The sequence below is a fragment of the Streptomyces sp. NPDC107471 genome, assembly GCF_055582845.1.
In genome coordinates this window covers 279,495-297,038 of the sequence record NZ_JBVJPC010000004.1, presented here as the reverse complement: position 1 = coordinate 297,038, position 17,544 = coordinate 279,495, and the positions used below count along the sequence as shown (strand labels likewise).

General features: G+C 74.1%; 18 protein-coding genes. 15 read left to right on the top strand and 3 right to left on the bottom strand.

What is annotated here, in order from left to right; translation table 11 throughout:
* The first annotated feature begins 71 nt into the window (after positions 1–71).
* The 12 genes from ACZ66S_RS15165 to ACZ66S_RS15110 all read left to right on the top strand — a co-directional run bounded on the left by ACZ66S_RS15165 (position 72) and on the right by ACZ66S_RS15110 (position 11,369).
* On the top strand, positions 72–977 hold the full coding sequence (locus tag ACZ66S_RS15165) for a polyphosphate kinase 2 family protein (RefSeq protein WP_469901969.1): 906 nt from the start codon (positions 72–74) through the stop codon (positions 975–977).
* Positions 978–998: 21 nt separating this feature from the next.
* Positions 999–2,516 (top strand): FAD-dependent oxidoreductase, encoded by a 1,518-nt coding sequence (locus tag ACZ66S_RS15160; RefSeq protein ID WP_469901968.1) that lies wholly within the window; start codon positions 999–1,001, stop codon positions 2,514–2,516.
* Between the two features lie 61 nt (positions 2,517–2,577).
* Positions 2,578–3,399, top strand: coding sequence for a polysaccharide deacetylase family protein (locus tag ACZ66S_RS15155; protein WP_469901967.1), 822 nt, complete (start codon positions 2,578–2,580; stop codon positions 3,397–3,399).
* A 17-nt stretch (positions 3,400–3,416) separates the two neighbouring features.
* Complete coding sequence (locus ACZ66S_RS15150) at positions 3,417–3,596, top strand: hypothetical protein (RefSeq protein ID WP_469901966.1); 180 nt, start codon at positions 3,417–3,419, stop codon at positions 3,594–3,596.
* Positions 3,597–3,612: 16 nt separating this feature from the next.
* Positions 3,613–4,329, top strand: a complete 717-nt coding sequence (locus tag ACZ66S_RS15145; RefSeq protein ID WP_469901965.1) for an aminoacyl-tRNA hydrolase — start codon at positions 3,613–3,615, stop codon at positions 4,327–4,329.
* Positions 4,326–4,928 (top strand): TetR/AcrR family transcriptional regulator, encoded by a 603-nt coding sequence (locus ACZ66S_RS15140; protein ID WP_469901964.1) that lies wholly within the window; start codon positions 4,326–4,328, stop codon positions 4,926–4,928. The genes ACZ66S_RS15145 and ACZ66S_RS15140 overlap by 4 nt, the downstream gene beginning before the upstream one ends.
* Positions 4,929–5,011: 83 nt before the next feature.
* On the top strand, positions 5,012–5,419 hold the full coding sequence (locus ACZ66S_RS15135) for a hypothetical protein (RefSeq protein ID WP_469901963.1): 408 nt from the start codon (positions 5,012–5,014) through the stop codon (positions 5,417–5,419).
* Positions 5,419–6,018, top strand: a complete 600-nt coding sequence (locus tag ACZ66S_RS15130) for a TIGR03086 family metal-binding protein (protein ID WP_469901962.1) — start codon at positions 5,419–5,421, stop codon at positions 6,016–6,018. The genes ACZ66S_RS15135 and ACZ66S_RS15130 overlap by 1 nt, the downstream gene beginning before the upstream one ends.
* 484 nt (positions 6,019–6,502) lie before the next feature.
* A complete protein-coding gene (locus ACZ66S_RS15125; protein ID WP_469901961.1) occupies positions 6,503–7,807 on the top strand; it encodes an MbnB/TglH/ChrH family RiPP precursor modification enzyme in 1,305 nt (434 codons plus the stop codon).
* Between the two features lie 103 nt (positions 7,808–7,910).
* Entirely contained in the window at positions 7,911–8,699 is a 789-nt protein-coding gene (locus tag ACZ66S_RS15120) for a DUF4142 domain-containing protein (RefSeq protein ID WP_469901960.1), read from the top strand.
* 100 nt (positions 8,700–8,799) lie between these two features.
* Positions 8,800–9,642 (top strand): TIGR04222 domain-containing membrane protein, encoded by an 843-nt coding sequence (locus ACZ66S_RS15115; protein ID WP_469901959.1) that lies wholly within the window; start codon positions 8,800–8,802, stop codon positions 9,640–9,642.
* A gap of 116 nt (positions 9,643–9,758) precedes the next feature.
* The gene (locus ACZ66S_RS15110) at positions 9,759–11,369 is read left to right on the top strand and encodes an alpha/beta hydrolase (protein ID WP_469901958.1); all 1,611 of its coding nucleotides are present in this window, start codon (positions 9,759–9,761) and stop codon (positions 11,367–11,369) included.
* On the opposite strand, the gene hemQ is transcribed toward ACZ66S_RS15110, so the two are convergent.
* Both hemQ and hemG read right to left on the bottom strand, forming a co-directional pair.
* On the bottom strand, positions 11,370–12,101 hold the full coding sequence (hemQ, locus tag ACZ66S_RS15105; RefSeq protein ID WP_469901957.1) for a hydrogen peroxide-dependent heme synthase: 732 nt from the start codon (positions 12,099–12,101) through the stop codon (positions 11,370–11,372).
* Positions 12,102–12,106: 5 nt separating this feature from the next.
* Positions 12,107–13,546, bottom strand: a complete 1,440-nt coding sequence (gene hemG / locus ACZ66S_RS15100; protein ID WP_469901956.1) for a protoporphyrinogen oxidase — start codon at positions 13,544–13,546, stop codon at positions 12,107–12,109.
* Positions 13,547–13,703: 157 nt separating this feature from the next.
* On the opposite strand from hemG, the gene ACZ66S_RS15095 reads away from it, so the two are divergent.
* Complete coding sequence (locus ACZ66S_RS15095) at positions 13,704–14,759, top strand: DUF4349 domain-containing protein (RefSeq protein WP_469901955.1); 1,056 nt, start codon at positions 13,704–13,706, stop codon at positions 14,757–14,759.
* A gap of 99 nt (positions 14,760–14,858) precedes the next feature.
* Positions 14,859–16,256: an FAD-dependent oxidoreductase gene (locus ACZ66S_RS15090; protein WP_469901954.1), complete on the top strand. Its 1,398-nt coding sequence runs from the start codon at positions 14,859–14,861 to the stop codon at positions 16,254–16,256.
* Between the two features lie 3 nt (positions 16,257–16,259).
* Here the strand turns inward: ACZ66S_RS15090 and ACZ66S_RS15085 are convergent, their stop codons facing one another.
* Positions 16,260–16,580, bottom strand: a complete 321-nt coding sequence (locus ACZ66S_RS15085; protein ID WP_469901953.1) for a hypothetical protein — start codon at positions 16,578–16,580, stop codon at positions 16,260–16,262.
* Positions 16,581–16,715: 135 nt separating this feature from the next.
* Between ACZ66S_RS15085 and ACZ66S_RS15080 the strand changes: the two genes are divergently transcribed.
* Positions 16,716–17,543 carry a rhomboid family intramembrane serine protease gene (locus ACZ66S_RS15080; RefSeq protein ID WP_469902398.1) on the top strand — a complete coding sequence of 276 codons (828 nt, stop codon included), beginning with the start codon at positions 16,716–16,718 and terminating at the stop codon, positions 17,541–17,543.
* Position 17,544 lies beyond the last annotated feature (1 nt).

The following is a 17,544-nucleotide window of genomic DNA, read 5'->3' as shown; positions in this document are numbered from 1 at the left end:
CGACGGCTGGCGTGCCCCCGGTACCCCGGCGCAGGATCGAGGGGCCGGACCCGGACCGGAAGGGGTGCCCCATGGCGAAGAAGGGCTCGAGGACGCGCGCGGCGCGCAAGGGCGGGCAGGGCGCGCAGGGCGGGGACGACCTCGCCCTGCGCGAGCTGCTGCGGATACCGGGCGGCAAACCGGTGGACCTGGCCGCCCACGACGCCCGGGAGACCCCGGCCGGCCCCCGTGACAAGCAGGCCGGTCTGGCCGCGATGACCGAGCTGGCCGCCCCGCTCGGCGACCTGCAGGAACGCCTGTGGGCGGCGAGCACGGCGGGCGACCGGCGCCGGGTCCTGCTGGTGCTGCAGGGCATGGACACCAGCGGCAAGGGCGGCACCGTCAAGCACGTCATCGGCCTGTTCAACCCGTCCGGCTGCCGCATCCAGGCCTTCAAGGCACCCACGCCCAAGGAGCTGGGGCACTCCTTCCTCTGGCGCATCAAACGGGCCCTGCCGCAAGCCGGTGAGCTGGGCATCTTCGACCGCTCGCACTACGAGGACGTCCTCATCGCCCGGGTCCGCTCGCTCGCCCCGCCCGCCGAGATCGAGCGCCGCTACGAGGAGATCAACCACTTCGAGAAGGCCCTCGCCGACGACGGCGTCACCGTGGTCAAGTGCTTCCTGCACATCTCGTACGGCGAACAGCGCGACCGCCTGCTCAAGCGCCTGGACCGCCCGGACAAGCACTGGAAGTTCAACGTCGCCGACATCGACGAGCGCGCCCTGTGGCCGGCCTACCAGCAGGCGTACGAGACGGCCCTGGAGCGCTGCTCGACCCCGCACGCCCCCTGGTACCTCATCCCCGCCGACCGCAAGTGGTACCGGAACTGGGCGGTCAGCCGGATCCTCCTGGAGCACCTTGCGGAGCTGGACCCGCGCTATCCGGAGGCGGACTTCGACGTGGAGGAGGCCCGCAGGAGGCTGCTGGAACAGTGATTCCCGGGGTACTCGGGGCCCATGACCGAGAACCGGCATGTCAAGGGCTCGTACTGGCTGGAGACGGCACCCGGCGGACCCCGGCCGCCGCTGACCGAGGACCTCGACGTCGACGTGGCCGTCATCGGCGCCGGCATCGCCGGGCTGAGCACGGCGTGGGAGCTGACGCGGGCCGGGCAGCGGGTGGCGGTCCTGGAGGCCGGACAGGTGGCCGCCGGCGTCACCGGGCACACCACCGCCAAACTGACCGCCCTGCACACACTGATCTACGACAAGCTGCGCCGCACCCGCGGCCCCGAGGGCGCCCGACTGTACGCCCGCTCGCAGAGCGAGGCGATCGAACGGGCCGCCGAGATCGCGGACGAGCTGGGCGTCGACTGCGACTGGGAGCAGCGCAGCGCCTACACCTACGTCCGTGACGAGAGCCGGGTCGACGAGCTGCGGGCCGAGGCGGCGGCCGCCCGGGAGGCGGGGCTGCCGGCGTCGTTCGTGACGGAGACCGGGCTGCCGTTCCCGGTGGCGGGCGCGGTGCGGGTGACCGGACAGGCGCAGTTCCATCCGCGCAAATACCTGCTGGCCCTGGCCGAGGACCTGGTCGCCTCAGGTGCGGTGATCCACGAGCACACCGCCGTCCTGGGGCTCGACGAGGGCGAGCCGTGCCGGCTGTCGACCGACACGCGGGCCACGGTGACGGCCCGGGACGTCGTGGTCGCCACCCACTACCCGATCTTCGACCGGGCCCTGCTGTTCGCCCGGCTCTCCCCGCGCCGCGAGCTGGTCGTCGCCGGGACGATCGACCGGGAGCGGGATCCGGACGGCATGTACATCACGCCGGACGAGGGCACCCGCTCGGTCCGCACGGCTCCCTGGGACGCCGACAAGCGGCTGCTCATCGTCACCGGCGAGCACTTCACCCCCGGCACGGGCGACACCCGGGCCCGGTTCGACACCCTCTCGGCGTGGGCCGCCCGGCAGTTCCCCGGCGTCGATCTCACGCATTCCTGGGCAACCCAGGACAACGACCCCACCGACACCGTGCCCATGGTCGGCCCGCTGCACCCGGGGGCCCGGCACACCTATGTCGCCACCGGCTTCGGCGGCTGGGGCATGAGCGGCGGCATCATGGCGGGCCGTCTGCTCGCGGCCCAGATCAACGGCGAGCAGTGCGCGTGGAGCGAGCTGTACGACCCGCGCCGGCTGCGTTCGGCGGTCCGTGAGGCCCCGACCTTCCTGAAGACGCAGGCCCAGGTGGCCCGGCACTTCGTCGGCGACCGGCTGCGCCCCGCTCCCCCGCTGGAGTCGCTCCCGCCGGGAGAGGGCGCCGTGGTCCGGGTGAACGGCGACCGGCTCGCGGTCTACCGCGACGACGAAGGCAACCTCCACGCCGTCTCCCCCCGCTGCACCCACCTGGGCTGCCTGGTCTCCTTCAACGGGGCCGAGGACGCCTGGGAGTGCCCGTGCCACGGTTCCCGCTTCGACACCGACGGCAAGGTGATCCAGGGCCCGGCGACCAAGCCGCTGGAGCAGCGGGACATCTGAGCGGGTGACGCCACCGGCGGGGGTGACCGGCATATAGGGCGTTTCACCATATTTTCATACGGTGATCACTCTTGTACGCCGCGTCACCGCCGCCTGTGTCCTCGGCGCCGCCCTCTCGGCCTGCGCCGCCGCTCCCCACCCGGCCCCCCGGGTGGCCCGCCCGGCCCCCGCCGCGACCTCCGCGCCCCCTACGCTCGCCCCCGGCCCCGGGGGTCTGACCCCCGTCTTCAAGAACGGCTCCCGGGATCACGGCAAGGCGGTCGCGCTCACCTTCGACGCCGACATGACGGCGGACCAGGGGGCCCGGGCGGCGGCCGGGGAGCACTTCGACAATCCCGGGCTGATCGCGGCCCTGCGGGAACTGAAGGTGCCGGCCACCGTGTTCATGACCGGGCGGTGGGCCGAGGAGTACCCGGACCAGGCCCGTTCCCTGGGGCACGACCCGCTCTTCGAGGTCGCCAACCACTCCTACAGCCACTACGCCTTCACCGACGACTGCTACGGGCTGCCGACGGTCCCGGCCGACCGGATGCGGGCGGACGTGGAGCGGGCGTACGCGGCGTTCCGGAAGGTGGGGGTGCCGGACGCGAAGCCGTACTTCCGTTTCCCCGGCGGGTGCTACGACCGGCGGGCGCTGAAGGCGCTGACCCCGGCCGGGGTGACCGCCGTGCAGTGGGACGTGGTGAGCGGGGACGCGCTCGCCACGGACGCGGAGGCCGTGTCCCGGCAGGTGCTGGACGGGGTGCGGCCGGGGTCGGTCGTGGTGCTGCACTGCACGCGCAGTGCCGCGCCGACGACGGAGCGGGTGGTGCGGACGGTGGTGCCGGAGCTGCGGGCGCGGGGGTTCCGGTTCGTCCGGGTGTCCGAGCTGATCGGGTCCTAGGGTCCTAGGCTGGGGGCATGAGCGAGGACTACTGCACGATCGGCAACGCGCCGAAGCCGCCGGTCGCCGACGGGCCGCCGTACGCGGATTGCGTGTTGTGCCGGAAGCCCACCGAGTATCCGGAGTCGTACAAGGGCATCACGCTGTGCCCGGTGTGCGAGTGGCAGGAGGCTCAGCGGACGGCCTGTTCCGGGTGACTTTAAGGTTGTCCGGGTGAGCCACGACGTGACGCCTCCGACCGACAGCCCCTTCCGTACCGAGCCGACCGCACGCGACCAGGCACCCCAGTTCGTGCTGCCGCTGGTCGTCCGCATCGAGAAGGCCGCCCCGCCCGCCCGCACCGACGCGCTGGAGACGGCCGCCCGCGCCGTTCTCGTCATGCTCGCCGACGAGCGCTCGGTGGGCGACGGGGAGTGGGCCGAGGCCGTGCGGGACTGGCAGGACGCCCGGATCCGCAAGGTCGTACGGCGGGCCCGCGGGGCCGAGTGGCGGCGGGCCGAGGCGTTGCCCGGGATCACCGTGACGGGGAAGGCGGCCGAGGTGCGGGTGTTCCCGCCGGTGCCGCTCGACGGCTGGCCCAAGGACCTGGCCAGGCTCCAGGTCTCCGGCACCGACCTCGACGACCCCGAACCGCCCGTCGAGGCGGACCCGACCGCGCCCGTGCTGTGGCTCAGCCCGGACCTCGACATGTCGGCCGGCAAGGCGATGGCCCAGGCCGGCCACGGCGCCCAACTGGCCTGGTGGGAACTGTCGGACGAGGAGCGGGCCGCCTGGCGGGACGCCGGGTTCCCGCTCGCCGTACGGACCGCGGCCCCCGGCCGCTGGGCCGAACTCACCGCCAGCGAGCTGCCGTTGGTGCGTGACGCCGGTTTCACCGAGATCGCGCCCGGCTCGTGCACGGTCGTCGCGGACCATCCGGCGCTGCGATGACCAGGGTCGACGGACGGGTCGAGCGGGGCAACCGCACCCGGCGGGCCGTGTTGCGCCGGGCCGTCGACATCGCCTCGGTCGAGGGGCTTGAGGCGCTGTCGGTGGGGCGGCTGGCCGGGGAGCTGGAGCTGAGCAAGAGCGGGGTGTTCGCCCTGTTCGGCTCCAAGCAGGAGCTGCAGCTCGCGACCGTGCGGGAGGCCTCGCGGATCTTCGTCGCCGAGGTGCTGGAGCCGGTCTCCGGGGCGGCCGAGGGGCTCGCCCGGCTGCGGGGCCTGTGCGAGGGCTGGCTGCGCTACTCCGAGCAGCGGGTCTTCCCCGGGGGCTGCTTTTTCTACGGCGTCATGGCCGAGTTCGACGCCCGCGAGGGAGCGGTCCGCGACGCCCTGGTCGCGGCGCAGCGTGCCTGGCTCGCGGAGTTGGAGCGGTGCGCCGAGCGGGCGAGGGCCGCGGGCGAGCTGGACGCGGAGACCGATCCGGCGCAACTCGCCTTCGAGATCGTCGCGTTGATGGAGGCGGCGAACGCGATGTCGCTGCTGCACGGCGAGACCGCGCCCTACGCCAGGGCCCGGCGGGGCATCGCCGCACGGCTGCGGGCCTGACGTCTGACGTACTCCTTCTTCGGGGCAGGTTCTGGACGCGAAAACTAGTAGCACGATCGTTCGTTTAGTTTTAGGGTCGGGGCATGGCCACTCCTCGACCACGCGTCCTTCGCTCCCGCTGGAAGTCCGGTCCCGCCATCCCGCTCGACGACCGCGTGCTCGTCGCCGTAACCGACTTCACCGCCGACGGCCACGGGCAGTCCCTCGCCGTCGCGCTGGCCGGGACGCGGCTGCGGCGCACCTGGCCGTCGACTCCCGGGGCGGTGGGGATGTGGCTGTGGGCGGATCCGCTCCGCCGGCGCTCCGGGTCCGTGTCCGTGTGGGCCGACGAGCGGGGGCTGAAGGAGTTCACCGGCCGGCCCGACCACGCGCGGATCGTCCGCGCGCATCGTGGGCGCGGTGAACTGCGCTCGGCCCGTCGGGAGTTCGAGGAGTTCGAGCCCGATGCCGTGTGGGCGTACGCCCTGGACCTGATCGCCGAGGAGCGCTGATGGATGTCGTCGCACTGGACCGGATCGCCGTACAGGAGGCCGCTCGGCTGGTGGAGTTGGCCGGGGACGACGGGGACTGGGCGCGGGAGACCCCCTGCGCGGGGTGGGACCTGCGGCGGCTGGTGGCGCACATGACCGCGCAGCACCACGGGTTCGCGGCCGCCGCGCGGGGCGAGGGCGGCGATCCGGCGCACTGGCGGGAGCCCCGGGAGCTGCGCGAGCCCGCCCGGGCGCACCGCGCGGCCGCGACGGCGGCCCTATCGGCGTTCGCCGAACCGGGCGCTGCCGAACGGGAGTTCATGCTGCCGGAGCTGGGCGGCGGGTTCGCCGGTCGTACGGCGATCGGCTTTCACCTCGTCGATTACGTCGTGCACGCCTGGGACGTGGCGGCCGCGCTCGGTGCCCCGCTGCGACTGGCCGACGAGGCGCTCGTCGCGGCGGCGGCCGTGGCCCGGCGCGTTCCGACCGACCCGGCCGCCCGCGGGCCGGGGTACGCGTTCGCGGCCGCGTTGAAGGTTCCGGAGGGGGCCGGACCGCTGGCGGAGGCGCTGCGGCTACTGGGCCGGGACCCGCAGGCGTGGCCCGGCACGGGCGCCTGACGCCGTCGGCCGTACCGCAATCGGGCGCGTTCCGACGGACCCGGCGGGCCGGGTCCGCGTTCGCTCCCGCGCTGAGGGTTCCGGATGGGGCCGGGCCGCTGGAGGAGGCGCTGCGGGCCGGGAGCCGCGGGCGTGGCCCGGCACCGGCGGGTGACGCCGTCGGCCGTACCGCAATCGGCTGCACACCTCGTCGACCACATGGTGCACCGCGTTCCGACGGACCCGGCGGGTCGGGGGCCCGGGTTCGCGTTCGCTCCCGCGCTGAGGGTTCCGGAGGGGGCCGGGCCGCTGGAGGAGGCGCTGCGGGCCGGGAGCCGCGGGCGTGGCCCGGCGCGGGTGGGGGACCGCGTCGGCCCGAACCTCAAATGTTGCTCTGAAGGTCCTGCGGGCACGGTTCGCGCCCGGCCCCCGGGGCCATACCTCCGTCACACCGGGCGGTCGACGACCGGAGCGGGTGCGGGAGCGGCCGAGGAGGGGACGGACCATGGAGCGACTGGGCACGGGGATCGGGTGGCGGCCGGAGATCGCGGACGCCGTGGAGGCCATGCCGGGCATCGACTGGGTCGAGGCCGTGGCCGAGAACGTCTGCCCCGGGCACCTGCCCGAGTCGCTGCTGCGGCTGCGCGAGCGCGGGGTGACCGTGGTGCCGCACGGCGTCTCGCTCGGTCTCGGCGGCGCCGACCGGCCCGACCCCGGGCGGCTCCTGGCACTCGCCGAGCGGGCCGAGGCGCTTAGCTCGCCGCTGGTCACCGAGCACATCGCGTTCGTCCGGGCGGGCGGCCCGCTGACCGCCTCCCCGCGCCTTGAGGCCGGGCACCTGCTGCCCGTCCCGCGCACCCGGGACGCCCTCGACGTGCTCTGCGAGAACATCCGCATCGCGCAGGACGCGCTGCCGGTGCCGCTCGCCGTGGAGAACATCGCCGCGCTGGTCGCGTGGCCGGGCGAGGAGATGACCGAGGGGCAGTTCCTGTACGACCTCGCCGACCGGACGGGCGTACGACTGCTGATCGACGTGGCCAACCTGCACACCAACCACGTCAACCGCGGTGAGGACCCGGCCGAGGCGCTCGCCGAACTCCCCCTGGAGGCCATCGCGTACGTCCATGTCGCGGGCGGCTTCGAGCGGGACGGAGTGTGGCACGACAGCCACGCCCACCCGGTCCCGCGGCCGGTCCTCGACATCCTCACCGACCTCGCCTCCCGGGTCTCGCCGCCGGGGGTGCTGTTGGAGCGGGACGAGAACTTCCCCGAGCCGGCCGCGCTGGAGGGGGAGTTGGCGGCGATCCGGGAGGCGGTGCAGAAGGGGGGCGGGGCGCGGGCCGGGGGTGCGTGGCGTGCCGCAGGCTCCGGAGAGCCGTCGGGTGTCCCGACCGAACCCGCCCGTCAGCGGCTCGCGCTCGCCCAGACCGCGCTGCTGTCCGCGCTCGTGGCGGGGACGCCGGTGCCGGAGGGGTTCGACCGGGTGCGGCTGGGGGTGCAGGCGCGGGCGCTCGCGGGCAAGCGGGCGGACGTGGTGGCCAAGGTGGCGCCCGAACTGCCGGTGATCCTCGGGGCGGGGTACCGGCCGGCGTTCCTGGCGTACGCGCAGGGGGCGCCGATGACCGACGGATACCGGCGGGACGCCCTGGACTTCGCCGAACACCTCCTGCTGGACGGGTCCGTGCGGGACGCGCGGGCGCGGCGGGAGCTGCGGGAGTGGTGGCTGGAGCGGTCGGGTCCGGCCCCGAGGTCCCGCAGGCCGGGAATCCGGTGGGCCCGGGCCACGCGGCAGGTGCTGCTGCGGCGGTGAGGGTGCGGGCGTCCGGGCACGGGAGGGCCGCACGGACCCGGCAGTAATATGTCGATCCCGCACCTCGAACCCACAAGCATGCGGTGCCGTGACTGGAGGCACCATGCGACCGCGACCGCCCCTGAGAGGGCGAGGCATCTTCACCGGCACCGGGGTCATCATCGCCGGGCTGACGGCGACCCTCGTGGCCCTGCTCGTCCCGATCTGGTCGTACGCCGACCGCTCCGGCACGGGGCTGAGCGTGCTCAGGGCCGGGACCGTGACGACGCCGTACGGCCCGCTGTCCGCGCTGGACCGGGACTTCGTCACGAAGGTGCGGCTGGCGGGGCTGTGGGAGCTGCCCGCGGGGCAGCAGGCCCAGCTCAAGGGGACGACGCCGGCCGTGCGGACGGCGGGGCAGCACCTCGTGCTGGGGCACACGTTCCTCGACGCACGCGTGCGTGACGTGGCGTCGAAGCTCGGACTCGCCCTGCCCAACGAGCCCAACGACCAGCAGAAGCAGTGGCTCGCCACCCTCGACCGGGCCCAGGGCGTCGACTACGACCGGCAGTTCGCCAACATCCTGCGGCTCGCGCACGGCCGGGTGTTCTCCGTCGTCGCCGAGGTCCGCGCGAGCACCCAGAACTCACTGGTCCGCGCCCTGGCCGACGACGCCAACACCACCGTGCTGGACCACATCAGAATCCTGGAGGCCACGGGGTACGTCGACTTCGGCGCCCTGGCCCAGGAGATGGCCGCGGGCAGCACGCCGCCCGTCACGGGCTCCCCCGCCCCGCCCGGCCCGACGGCCGACCCCGGCCGGGTCGTTCCGGTCACCCCCTCGCCGTACGCCACGACCTTCACGCTTCCCCCGGCCGCCACGAGTCCGCCCCCGGTCCCCGTGCCGTCGTAGGCCTGTTCCGGACAACCGGAACGTCACACACCGACAACACTCCGTCCGGATATTGAACAGCCCATGGCGCCGCCAGGAGCCTTTGGCATAGAAACGCGGCATGTTCTGGGTTCTCCTTCTGCTGCTGGCCTGGGCCGCCGCCGGCACCGCGTGCACACGGCTGTGCCTGGCCGCCGTACACGCGGCGGCCGCGGACACGGACGCCCGGGGACACGATCTGACGCTGTACGAGGCCGCGTTCCTGTCCGGCGGACCGCGGCGGGTCGCCGACCTGACGCTCGTCTCCATGGCCCGGCAGCGACGCCTGCTGCTGGCCCACACCGGCTGGGCGACCGTCGTCGACCCGCGCGGCCGGGACGAGATGGAGCGCTCCGTCATCGGGGCCATCGGGCCGGAGGGGCAGTCCCGGATCGCCCCGGTGCGGGCGGACGCGGCCGCGGCGGCCGCGGTGCGCCGCCTCGCCGAGCGGCTGGTCGACGCGGGCCTCGCCGTGCCCGACGGCGCCCGTTCCGGCATCGCGGCGGCCGTCCGCCAGGTGCGGCTCGCCACGCTGGCCGTCGTCGTGCTGGGCGCGCTCGCCCTGCTGATGCCCGCCCCGTCGGCGATGCCGCGGCACCTGGTCGCCCTCTGGTTCGCGCTGCCGCTCGCGCTGACCGTGAGCTGTCTGGCCATCGCGCGGATGGAGGTCCACCCGTACTCGCGCTGGGCGTCCCCGGCGGGCCAGCGACTGCTCGGCGCCCTGACCCGGCACCCCGCCGGCACGGACGAGCGGACGTATCTCACCTCGGTCGCGGTACGCGGCATCAGCGCGGTCGGCGAACCGGACCTGCGCGCCGCCTTCGCCCACCGCGAGCAGCACCACGGCCCGCACCGCGAGGAAGGGCGGGGAGAGCGGCCCGGCGGGGACGGCGCGGAGCACCGCCGCCCGGACCGGCGCGACTGAGCCCGCCCGGGGGCGCACGGAGGCATTGAGGCCGACACCGGCGGGGCGGTGCTTGCCTTCCCCCACAGCCGAACGAAACATCCCTTTTGTCGCTGACGCGCACCGAAGGGATACCGATGAGAGCTCCCGCCCTGTACACGGCCGCCGGGTCCTTGCTCCTGACCGCCCTCGCCGCCGCACCTGCCGGGGGCGCACCGGCCGCCCCGGGCGCGGCCGAACTCCACGGCACCGCCGTCGCCGCGGCCCGCGCCGGTGCGGCCGGCGTCCGCTTCGGCGCCTGCCCCGCGGCGGAGGACCTGCCCGACGGCGTCCAGTGCGGCACGGTCTCCGTCCCGCTCGACTACGCGCGCCCCGACGGCCGGCAGATCAGACTGACCGTCAGCCGGGTGCGGGCCACCCAGAAGGACCCGCGCAACAGCAAGCGCCGGGTGCCCCGGCAGGGTGCCCTGGTCTACAACCCGGGCGGCCCCGGCGCCTCCGGCATGTACTTCCCGCTGGTCGGCGCGCTGCCCGAGTGGAAGGGGCTCGCCGCGGCCTACGACCTGGTCGGCTACGCCCCGCGCGGGGTGGGCCGTTCGGCGCCGCTGTCCTGCACGGACCCGAAGCAGTTCTTCAAGGCGCCCACGCAGGCACCCACGCACCCCTCGGAGTCGTACAAGAAGGAACGCATCGCGCAGGCCAAGGCGTACGCGCGCGGGTGCGCGCAGCGGGCGGGCGCGGCCCTCCCGTACTACACCTCCCTGAACAACGCCCGGGACCTGGACGTCCTGCGGGCAGCGCTGGGCGAGCAGCGGCTGACGTTCATGGGGGCGTCGTACGGGACGTACTTCGGCGCGCTGTACGCGACGCTCTTCCCCTCCCACGTGCGGCGGATGGTGCTCGACGCGGCGGTGAACCCGGACCCGGAGCAGGTCTGGTACCGCAACAACCTGGACCAGTCGGCCGCCTTCGAGGGGCGGTGGGCGGACTTCCGGGAGTGGGTCGCCAGGCACGACGACGTGTACGGGCTCGGGACCACGGCCGACGAGGTGCTGCACAGCTACGAGAAGGCGGCCGCGCGGCTGGCCGCCGAACCGGCCGGCGGCAAGGTCGGGCCGGGACAGCTCCAGGGGGCGTTCCTGTCGGCCGGTTACTACGACGACCTCTGGCCGCACCGGGCGAAGGCCCTGTCGGCGTACCTCAAGGGCGATCCGAAGCCGCTGGTCCAGCAGGCGGGACCGCACCAGGAGGCGGCGAAGGAGGCGGAGAACGCGAACGCGGTCTACACGGCCGTCGAGTGCAACGACGCGTCCTGGCCGACGGACTGGAAGGTGTGGGACCGGGACAACACCCGGCTGGCACGGGTGGCGCCGTTCGAGACGTGGGACAACGTGTGGATGAACCTGCCGTGCGCGTACTGGCCCGCGGCCCGGCAGCAGCCGCTGGATGTGCGCACCGGGCCCGGTGAACTGCCCCCGACGCTGATCCTGGCCGCCGAGCGGGACGCGGCCACCCCGTACGACGGCGCCCTGGAGATGCACCGGCGGCTGTCCGGCTCGGTCCTTGTGACCGAGCGGGACGCGGGCACGCACGGCATCGCGGGCGGCCCGAACGCCTGCGTCAACGGGCACCTGGACGCCTACCTGCTGGAGGGCCGCCTCCCGGTGCGGCGCGCCGCCTGCGCCCCGCACCCCGAGCCGACGCCGAGGGCCGGCTCCCGGAAGGCGCCCGTCACACCCGCCCGCTGATCAGGCGAGACCCGCCACGAGGTCGCCGAGGTCCTTGCGGCGGCCCGTGTAGAACGGGACCTCCTCGCGGACGTGCATCCGGGCCTCGGACGCCCGCAGGTGGCGCATGAGGTCGACGATGCGGTAGAGCTCGTCGGCCTCGAACGCCAGGATCCACTCGTAGTCGCCCAGCGAGAAGGAGGCGACCGTGTTGGCGCGGACGTCCGGGTAGCCGCGGGCCATCTTGCCGTGGTCGGCGAGCATGCGGCGGCGGTCCTCGTCGGGCAGGAGGTACCAGTCGTAGGAGCGGACGAACGGGTACACGCTGACGTAGTCGCGAGCTTGCTCGTCCGCCAGGAACGCCGGGATGTGCGAGCGGTTGAACTCGGCGGGGCGGTGCAGCGCCATGTTCGACCAGACCGGCTCCAGGGCGCGGCCCAGCCTGGTGCGGCGGAAGAGGTTGTACGCCTCCTGCAACTGGTCGCTGGTCTCCGCGTGCCACCAGATCATGACGTCGGCGTCGGCGCGCAGCCCGGACACGTCGTAGGTGCCGCGGATCGTGACGTCCTTGGCGGCGAGCTGGTCGAACAGCTCCTGGACCTCGTCGGCGTAGCCGGTGCGGTCCTCGGGCAGCACGTCCTTCAGCCTGAAGACGGACCAGAGCGTGTAACGGATGACCTCGTTGAGGTCCTTGGCCAGCTTGCCCTTGTTCGGGACCCTGCCGGACTCGGGGGTGGGGGCGTCGTTGCTCATGGCCCCTATTCTCCCGCTCCGCCGTGCAGACTCTGCACCGGGTTGGCCGTGAGCTCCCGCACCGCGGTCAGGTCGCCCTGGATCTGGTCCACTGCCGCCCGGGCGCTCGCGATACAGGCCGGGATGCCGACGCCGTCGTACTGCGCGCCGCACACCGCGAGGCCGGGGAGCTTGGCGACGTGCTCGCGGATCCGGGCCACGCGCGCGTGGTGGCCGACCGGGTACTGGGGCAGGCCGTCGGTCCAGCGGGTGACGCGGGTCTCGAGCGGGGTGGCGTCCAGACCGGTGGCCGCGCCGAGGTCGCGGCGGGAGACGTCGACCAGGTCGGCGTCGTCGCGCTCCAGGATCTCGGTCTCGCCGTAGCGGCCGACGGAGGTGCGCAGGACCACGACGTCCGGGTTCCCTTCGGCGATCCAGCCCCACTTCTGGGAGGCGAAGGTGGAGGCCTTGATGGTGCGGCCGTCGACCGGTGGGACGAGGAAGCCGCTGCCGGCCGGCAGCGCGGTGTCGGAGCGGCGGTAGGCGAGCGTGACCAGGGCCATGGAGGCGTACTCCACGGCGTCGAGCTCGCCGGCGGCCTCGGGGGCCTCGGCCCGCAGCAGGTTCGCGGCGGCCGGGGCGGGGACGGCGACGATCACGGCGTCGGCGTGCAGGACGCGGTCCCCGGTGACGACCTTCCAGCCGCCGGACACCTCGCGACGCAGCTCGCTCACGGGGGCGCCGGTGACGATCTCGGCGCCGCACGCGCGGACCGCGTCGGCGACGGCGAGCGGGAGAGTGCCCACGCCGCCCTCGATGCCCATGAACACCGGGCCGGTCTGCTGGTTCGCGGCCGCCCTCGCCTGGATCTCGCGGACCCCCTCCGTCAGCGAGGTGTGGGTCTGCGCGACCTGGAAGAGCTGCGGGACCGCCGAGCGCATCGAGATGCGGTACGCGTCGCCCGCGTACACCCCGCCGAGGAGGGGTTCGACGAGACGGTCGACGACCTCCCTGCCCAGGCGCGCCGCCACGAACTCACCGACCGCCACGTCGTCGCCGACCTCCGTGCGGGGCAGCTCGGCGTCCTGCCCGATACGGGCGAGGCCCTCCTCGGACAACACCCCGGCGAGGGCCTCGGCGGTGCCGGGGACGCCCATGACGTGGCCCTTGGGCATGGGGCGCAGGGCCCCGCGGGTCCAGATCGAGGCGGTGGCGGTGGCGGGCGGCTGGAGGAGCTCGCCGAGGCCCACCTCACGCGCCAGTGCCACCGCCTCCGGCCTGCGGGCCAGCATCGACTCGGCGCCGAGGTCGACGCGCGCGCCCGCGATCTCGCCGGGCAGCAGCTTGCCGCCGACCCGGTCCGACGCCTCCAGCACGGTGACCTGCGCCCCGCGCTGCACCAGCCGGTGGGCGGCGGCCAGTCCCGCGATGCCGGCTCCGATGACGACGACCTGTGATCCGCTCATGGCCCCAGCCTCTCAGACCCCACCGACAGTCCACCGGCGGCCCGGTGTCCTGCACGAGTCCTGACCGTGACCGCATCGGGACCGCCCGCGTCCAACGTTCACGCCCTCTCCGGCGTCGAAGGAGCGTCAGTTGTTCACGACCCTCGGGGGGACGCCCATGCGCGCACCACGTTCACGCCGTTCACGCAGCTCCGCACGGCCCGTCCAGGCCCTGGCCGGGCTCCTGCTGGCCGCGGCCCTCGCGCTGACCGGGTGCAGCGGGGCCGGAGGCGGTGACGCCGACAGCGGCAGCCTCTCCCAGGAGGACCGGCCCGCCTCGCAGGCCGACGCGAAGGGCGCGGCCGGCGCCGAGGACGGCGCGGGCGGCGGGCGGGCCACCACGGCGCCCCAGCCGGCCACGAGCCACATCATCCGCACCGCCACCCTCACCGTGCAGGTCAAGAACGTGCCCAAGGCACTCGCCGCGGCCCGTGCCGGCACCGAGAACGCGGGCGGGTTCGTCGGCAAGGAGACCACCTCCCGGGACGAGGAGGGCCGCGAGCAGACGGAGGTGGTGCTGCGGGTGCCGGTCGCGAGGTACGACGAGGTCCTCGCCGACCTGGAGGGCGCGGGCAAGCTCCTGGAGCGCACCGCGAACGCGCAGGACGTCACCGACCAGGTCGTCGACACGGAGAGCCGGATCGCGACCCAGCGCGCGAGTGTGGCGCGGATCCGGGAGCTGATGGACAAGGCGACCAGGCTGAGCGACGTGGTGACCCTGGAGGGCGAGCTGAGCAGCCGTCAGGCCGACCTGGAGTCGCTGCTCGCGCGTCAGGCGTCCCTGAAGGACCGCACCAGCCTGGCCACCATCACGCTGTCCCTGTCCGAGTCGCCGGTCGCCAAGGCCGAGGAGGACGACGACCCCGGGGTCGTGGACGCGCTGGCGGGCGGCTGGGACGCGTTCGTGACCGTGCTGCGCTGGATCGTGGTGGCGCTGGCCGCGGTGCTGCCGTTCGTGGTGGGGATCGCGCTGCTCGTGCTGGTGTGGCTGCGGCTGATCCGGCCCCGGCTGCCGCGCCGGCCGGCCCCCGCGGGCGTCCCGACCGCCCTGGGCCCGCTGCCGACGGCCCGTCCGGTCCCCGACCCGGGACGACCACAGGACCCCGGGCTCGCTCGGGAGCCGGGACGCCCGCAGGAGCCGGGACACCCGCGGGAGCCGGGCGAGCGGGAGTGACACGCGCGGGGTGACGCACGGAGGCGACGCGGGCGCGCGGGCGACGCGAAGGGGCGGGGCGCGCGGGGCTGAAATGCCCCGCCCTCGTAGCGTGTTCGCATGAACATGAGCCGTACGCAGGGCACGAGGGAACGTCTGGTCGTGATCGGCGGCGACGCCGCGGGGATGTCCGCGGCGTCGCAGGCCCGCCGTATGAAGGGCCCCGACGAGCTGGAGATCGTGGCGTTCGAGCGGGGCCACTTCACCTCCTACTCGGCGTGCGGCATCCCGTACTGGGTGGGCGGGGACGTCGACGGGCCGGACGGGTTGATCGCCCGTACGCCCGCGGAGCACCGGGACCGGGGCATCGATCTGCGCATGCGCACCGAGGTCACGGAGATCGACGTCGCCGGGCAGCGGGTACGCGCGCGTGACCTCGACTCGGGGGCCGAGTCCTGGACGTCGTACGACAAGCTCGTGATCGCGACCGGCGCCCGCCCGATCCGCCCGGACATGCCGGGGGCCGACGCGCGCGGGGTGCACGGGGTGCAGACCCTGGACGACGGGCAGGCGCTCATCGACACGCTGGCACACACGCGTGGCCGCAGGGCGGTGGTGGTGGGCGCCGGGTACATCGGCGTGGAGATGGCCGAGGCCCTGATCAACCGCGACTACGAGGTGACGGTCGTCAACCGGGGCAGCGAGCCCATGGCCACGCTCGACCCGGACATGGGCCGCCTGGTGCACGAGGCGATGGAGGGCCTCGGCATCACCATGGTCAACGACGCCGCCGTGACCAAGGTGCTCACGGACGAGGACGGCCGGGTGCGCGCGGTGGCCACGGAGGACGCGGAGTACCCGGCGGACGTGGTGGTGCTCGGCATCGGCGTCCGCCCGGAGACGACGCTCGCGAAGGCGGCCGGCCTGCCGCTGGGCAGCCACGGCGGGCTGCTGACGGACCTCGCGATGCGGGTGCGCGGCCACGAGAACATCTGGGCCGGCGGTGACTGCGTGGAGGTCCTCGACCTGGTGTCCGGACAGGAACGCCACATCGCGCTCGGCACCCACGCCAACAAGCACGGCCAGGTCATCGGCACGGGCGTCGGCGGCGGCTACGCCACCTTCCCCGGGGTCGTCGGCACGGCCGTCAGCAAGGTCTGCGACCTGGAGATCGCCCGCACCGGGCTGCGCGAGAAGGACGCCCGTCGGGTGGGCCTCCAGTTCGTGTCGGTCACGATCGAGTCCACCAGCCGGGCCGGCTACTACCCGGGCGCCTCCCCCATGACGGTGAAGATGCTCGCCGAGCGCCGCACGGGGCGGCTGCTCGGCGTGCAGATCGTCGGCAGGGAGGGCGCGGGCAAGCGGGTCGACATCGCCGCGGTGGCGCTGACGGCGGGGATGACGGTGGAGCGGATGACGGCCCTGGACCTGGGGTACGCGCCGCCGTTCAGCCCGGTGTGGGACCCGGTGCTGGTGGCGGCCAGGAAGGCCGTGGCGAAGGTGCGGGACGGCTCCTGAGGGCTAGGCGGTCCCGTTGATCCGTTCGATGGCCTGGCGGGCCTGGTCGGCGGGCGGCCGCGGGGGCAGCGAGGAGACGGAGGCGCTCGCGGGCATCGCGGCCGGCTGCTCACCGGCCGGCTTCGCGTGCGCGGCGGGCCGAGTGGACCTGAGCCGGTTGCTCACCGCCTCGTCGAGCGTCACCGGCCGCTGCATCTGGGACGCCAGCCGCCCGGCCTCCTGACCGAGCCTGGCCACGTCCTCCCACGGCAGTCGCACCACCAGGGACAGCTCGGCCTCACCGTCGGGAAGAGCGTGCATCGGCTGCGCAGTACGGTCGTTCATCGCTGTTCCTCACGTAGTCCCCGCGGCCCGCCTTCCCCGTGCCGCGGGCGGTTGAGGAGACATACGCACGCGTGCGTGCGGGTGTTCACCGGGGCACCACCGATTCGCCGGGCCCATCGCGGGCAGTACTTCCTTGTGGTCATCCCCGTCCATGACGTGAACCCCGTGCGCCGCACCCCCGTGGTGACGTACGCGCTCATCGCCGTGAACGTCTTCGTGTTCCTGTTCACGCCCGGCCTGGCCGGCTCCATGGCGGGCGACAGCAGCCTGTCCCAGCTCTGCCATCTCCAGGCGTTCCTGGACCACTGGGCGGCGGTACCGCAGGAGTTGATCCACCATCAGATGCCGCGACTCGTCCCCACGGGCGACGTCGGCACGAGCGCGCAGGGCGCGGCGGGCTGCGTGGTGGCCCCGCCGGACTACGACAAGTCCCCCGCGCTGTCGGTCCTGACGGCGATGTTCCTGCACGGCGGCTGGCTGCACCTGCTGGGCAACATGCTCTTCCTGCTGATCTTCGGCAACAACGTCGAGGACCGCATGGGCCATGTGCGCTTCGCGCTGTTCTACGGCGTCTGCGGCTACGCGGCGTCGTACGGCTTCGCGCTCCTCAACGCCGACTCGGGCGACCCGCTGATCGGCGCCTCCGGGGCCATCGCCGGTGTCCTGGGCGCCTACCTGGTGCTGTACCCGAAGGCCAGGGTGTGGGTCCTGGTGCCGTTCCTGGTGTTCCTGCCGCTGCGGCTGCCGGCCTGGCTGGTGCTGGGCTTCTGGTTCGTGCTCCAGGCGTTCTACTCGTCCGGCGAGGGCGTCTCCGCGGCGGGCACGGTGGCGTACGCCGCGCACGTCGTCGGTTTCCTCGCCGGGATGCTGCTCGCCTGGCCGCTGAAGCCGGGCACTCCCCCGCCGCCGGAACCGCGCGGCCTGCTGTTCGGCAGGAAGGCGCGGCCCCGGCACACGTGGTGAC

Coding starts and splice junctions, on each gene's coding strand:
- ACZ66S_RS15165 (WP_469901969.1), top strand. CDS start 72: ATGGCGAAGAAGGGCTCGAGGACGCGCGCGGCGCGCAAGGGCGGGCAG.
- ACZ66S_RS15160 (WP_469901968.1), top strand. CDS start 999: ATGACCGAGAACCGGCATGTCAAGGGCTCGTACTGGCTGGAGACGGCA.
- ACZ66S_RS15150 (WP_469901966.1), top strand. CDS start 3,417: ATGAGCGAGGACTACTGCACGATCGGCAACGCGCCGAAGCCGCCGGTC.
- ACZ66S_RS15140 (WP_469901964.1), top strand. CDS start 4,326: ATGACCAGGGTCGACGGACGGGTCGAGCGGGGCAACCGCACCCGGCGG.
- ACZ66S_RS15135 (WP_469901963.1), top strand. CDS start 5,012: ATGGCCACTCCTCGACCACGCGTCCTTCGCTCCCGCTGGAAGTCCGGT.
- ACZ66S_RS15130 (WP_469901962.1), top strand. CDS start 5,419: ATGGATGTCGTCGCACTGGACCGGATCGCCGTACAGGAGGCCGCTCGG.
- ACZ66S_RS15125 (WP_469901961.1), top strand. CDS start 6,503: ATGGAGCGACTGGGCACGGGGATCGGGTGGCGGCCGGAGATCGCGGAC.
- ACZ66S_RS15120 (WP_469901960.1), top strand. CDS start 7,911: ATGCGACCGCGACCGCCCCTGAGAGGGCGAGGCATCTTCACCGGCACC.
- ACZ66S_RS15115 (WP_469901959.1), top strand. CDS start 8,800: ATGTTCTGGGTTCTCCTTCTGCTGCTGGCCTGGGCCGCCGCCGGCACC.
- ACZ66S_RS15110 (WP_469901958.1), top strand. CDS start 9,759: ATGAGAGCTCCCGCCCTGTACACGGCCGCCGGGTCCTTGCTCCTGACC.
- hemQ (WP_469901957.1), bottom strand. CDS start 12,101: ATGAGCAACGACGCCCCCACCCCCGAGTCCGGCAGGGTCCCGAACAAG.
- hemG (WP_469901956.1), bottom strand. CDS start 13,546: ATGAGCGGATCACAGGTCGTCGTCATCGGAGCCGGCATCGCGGGACTG.
- ACZ66S_RS15095 (WP_469901955.1), top strand. CDS start 13,704: ATGCGCGCACCACGTTCACGCCGTTCACGCAGCTCCGCACGGCCCGTC.
- ACZ66S_RS15090 (WP_469901954.1), top strand. CDS start 14,859: ATGAACATGAGCCGTACGCAGGGCACGAGGGAACGTCTGGTCGTGATC.
- ACZ66S_RS15085 (WP_469901953.1), bottom strand. CDS start 16,580: ATGAACGACCGTACTGCGCAGCCGATGCACGCTCTTCCCGACGGTGAG.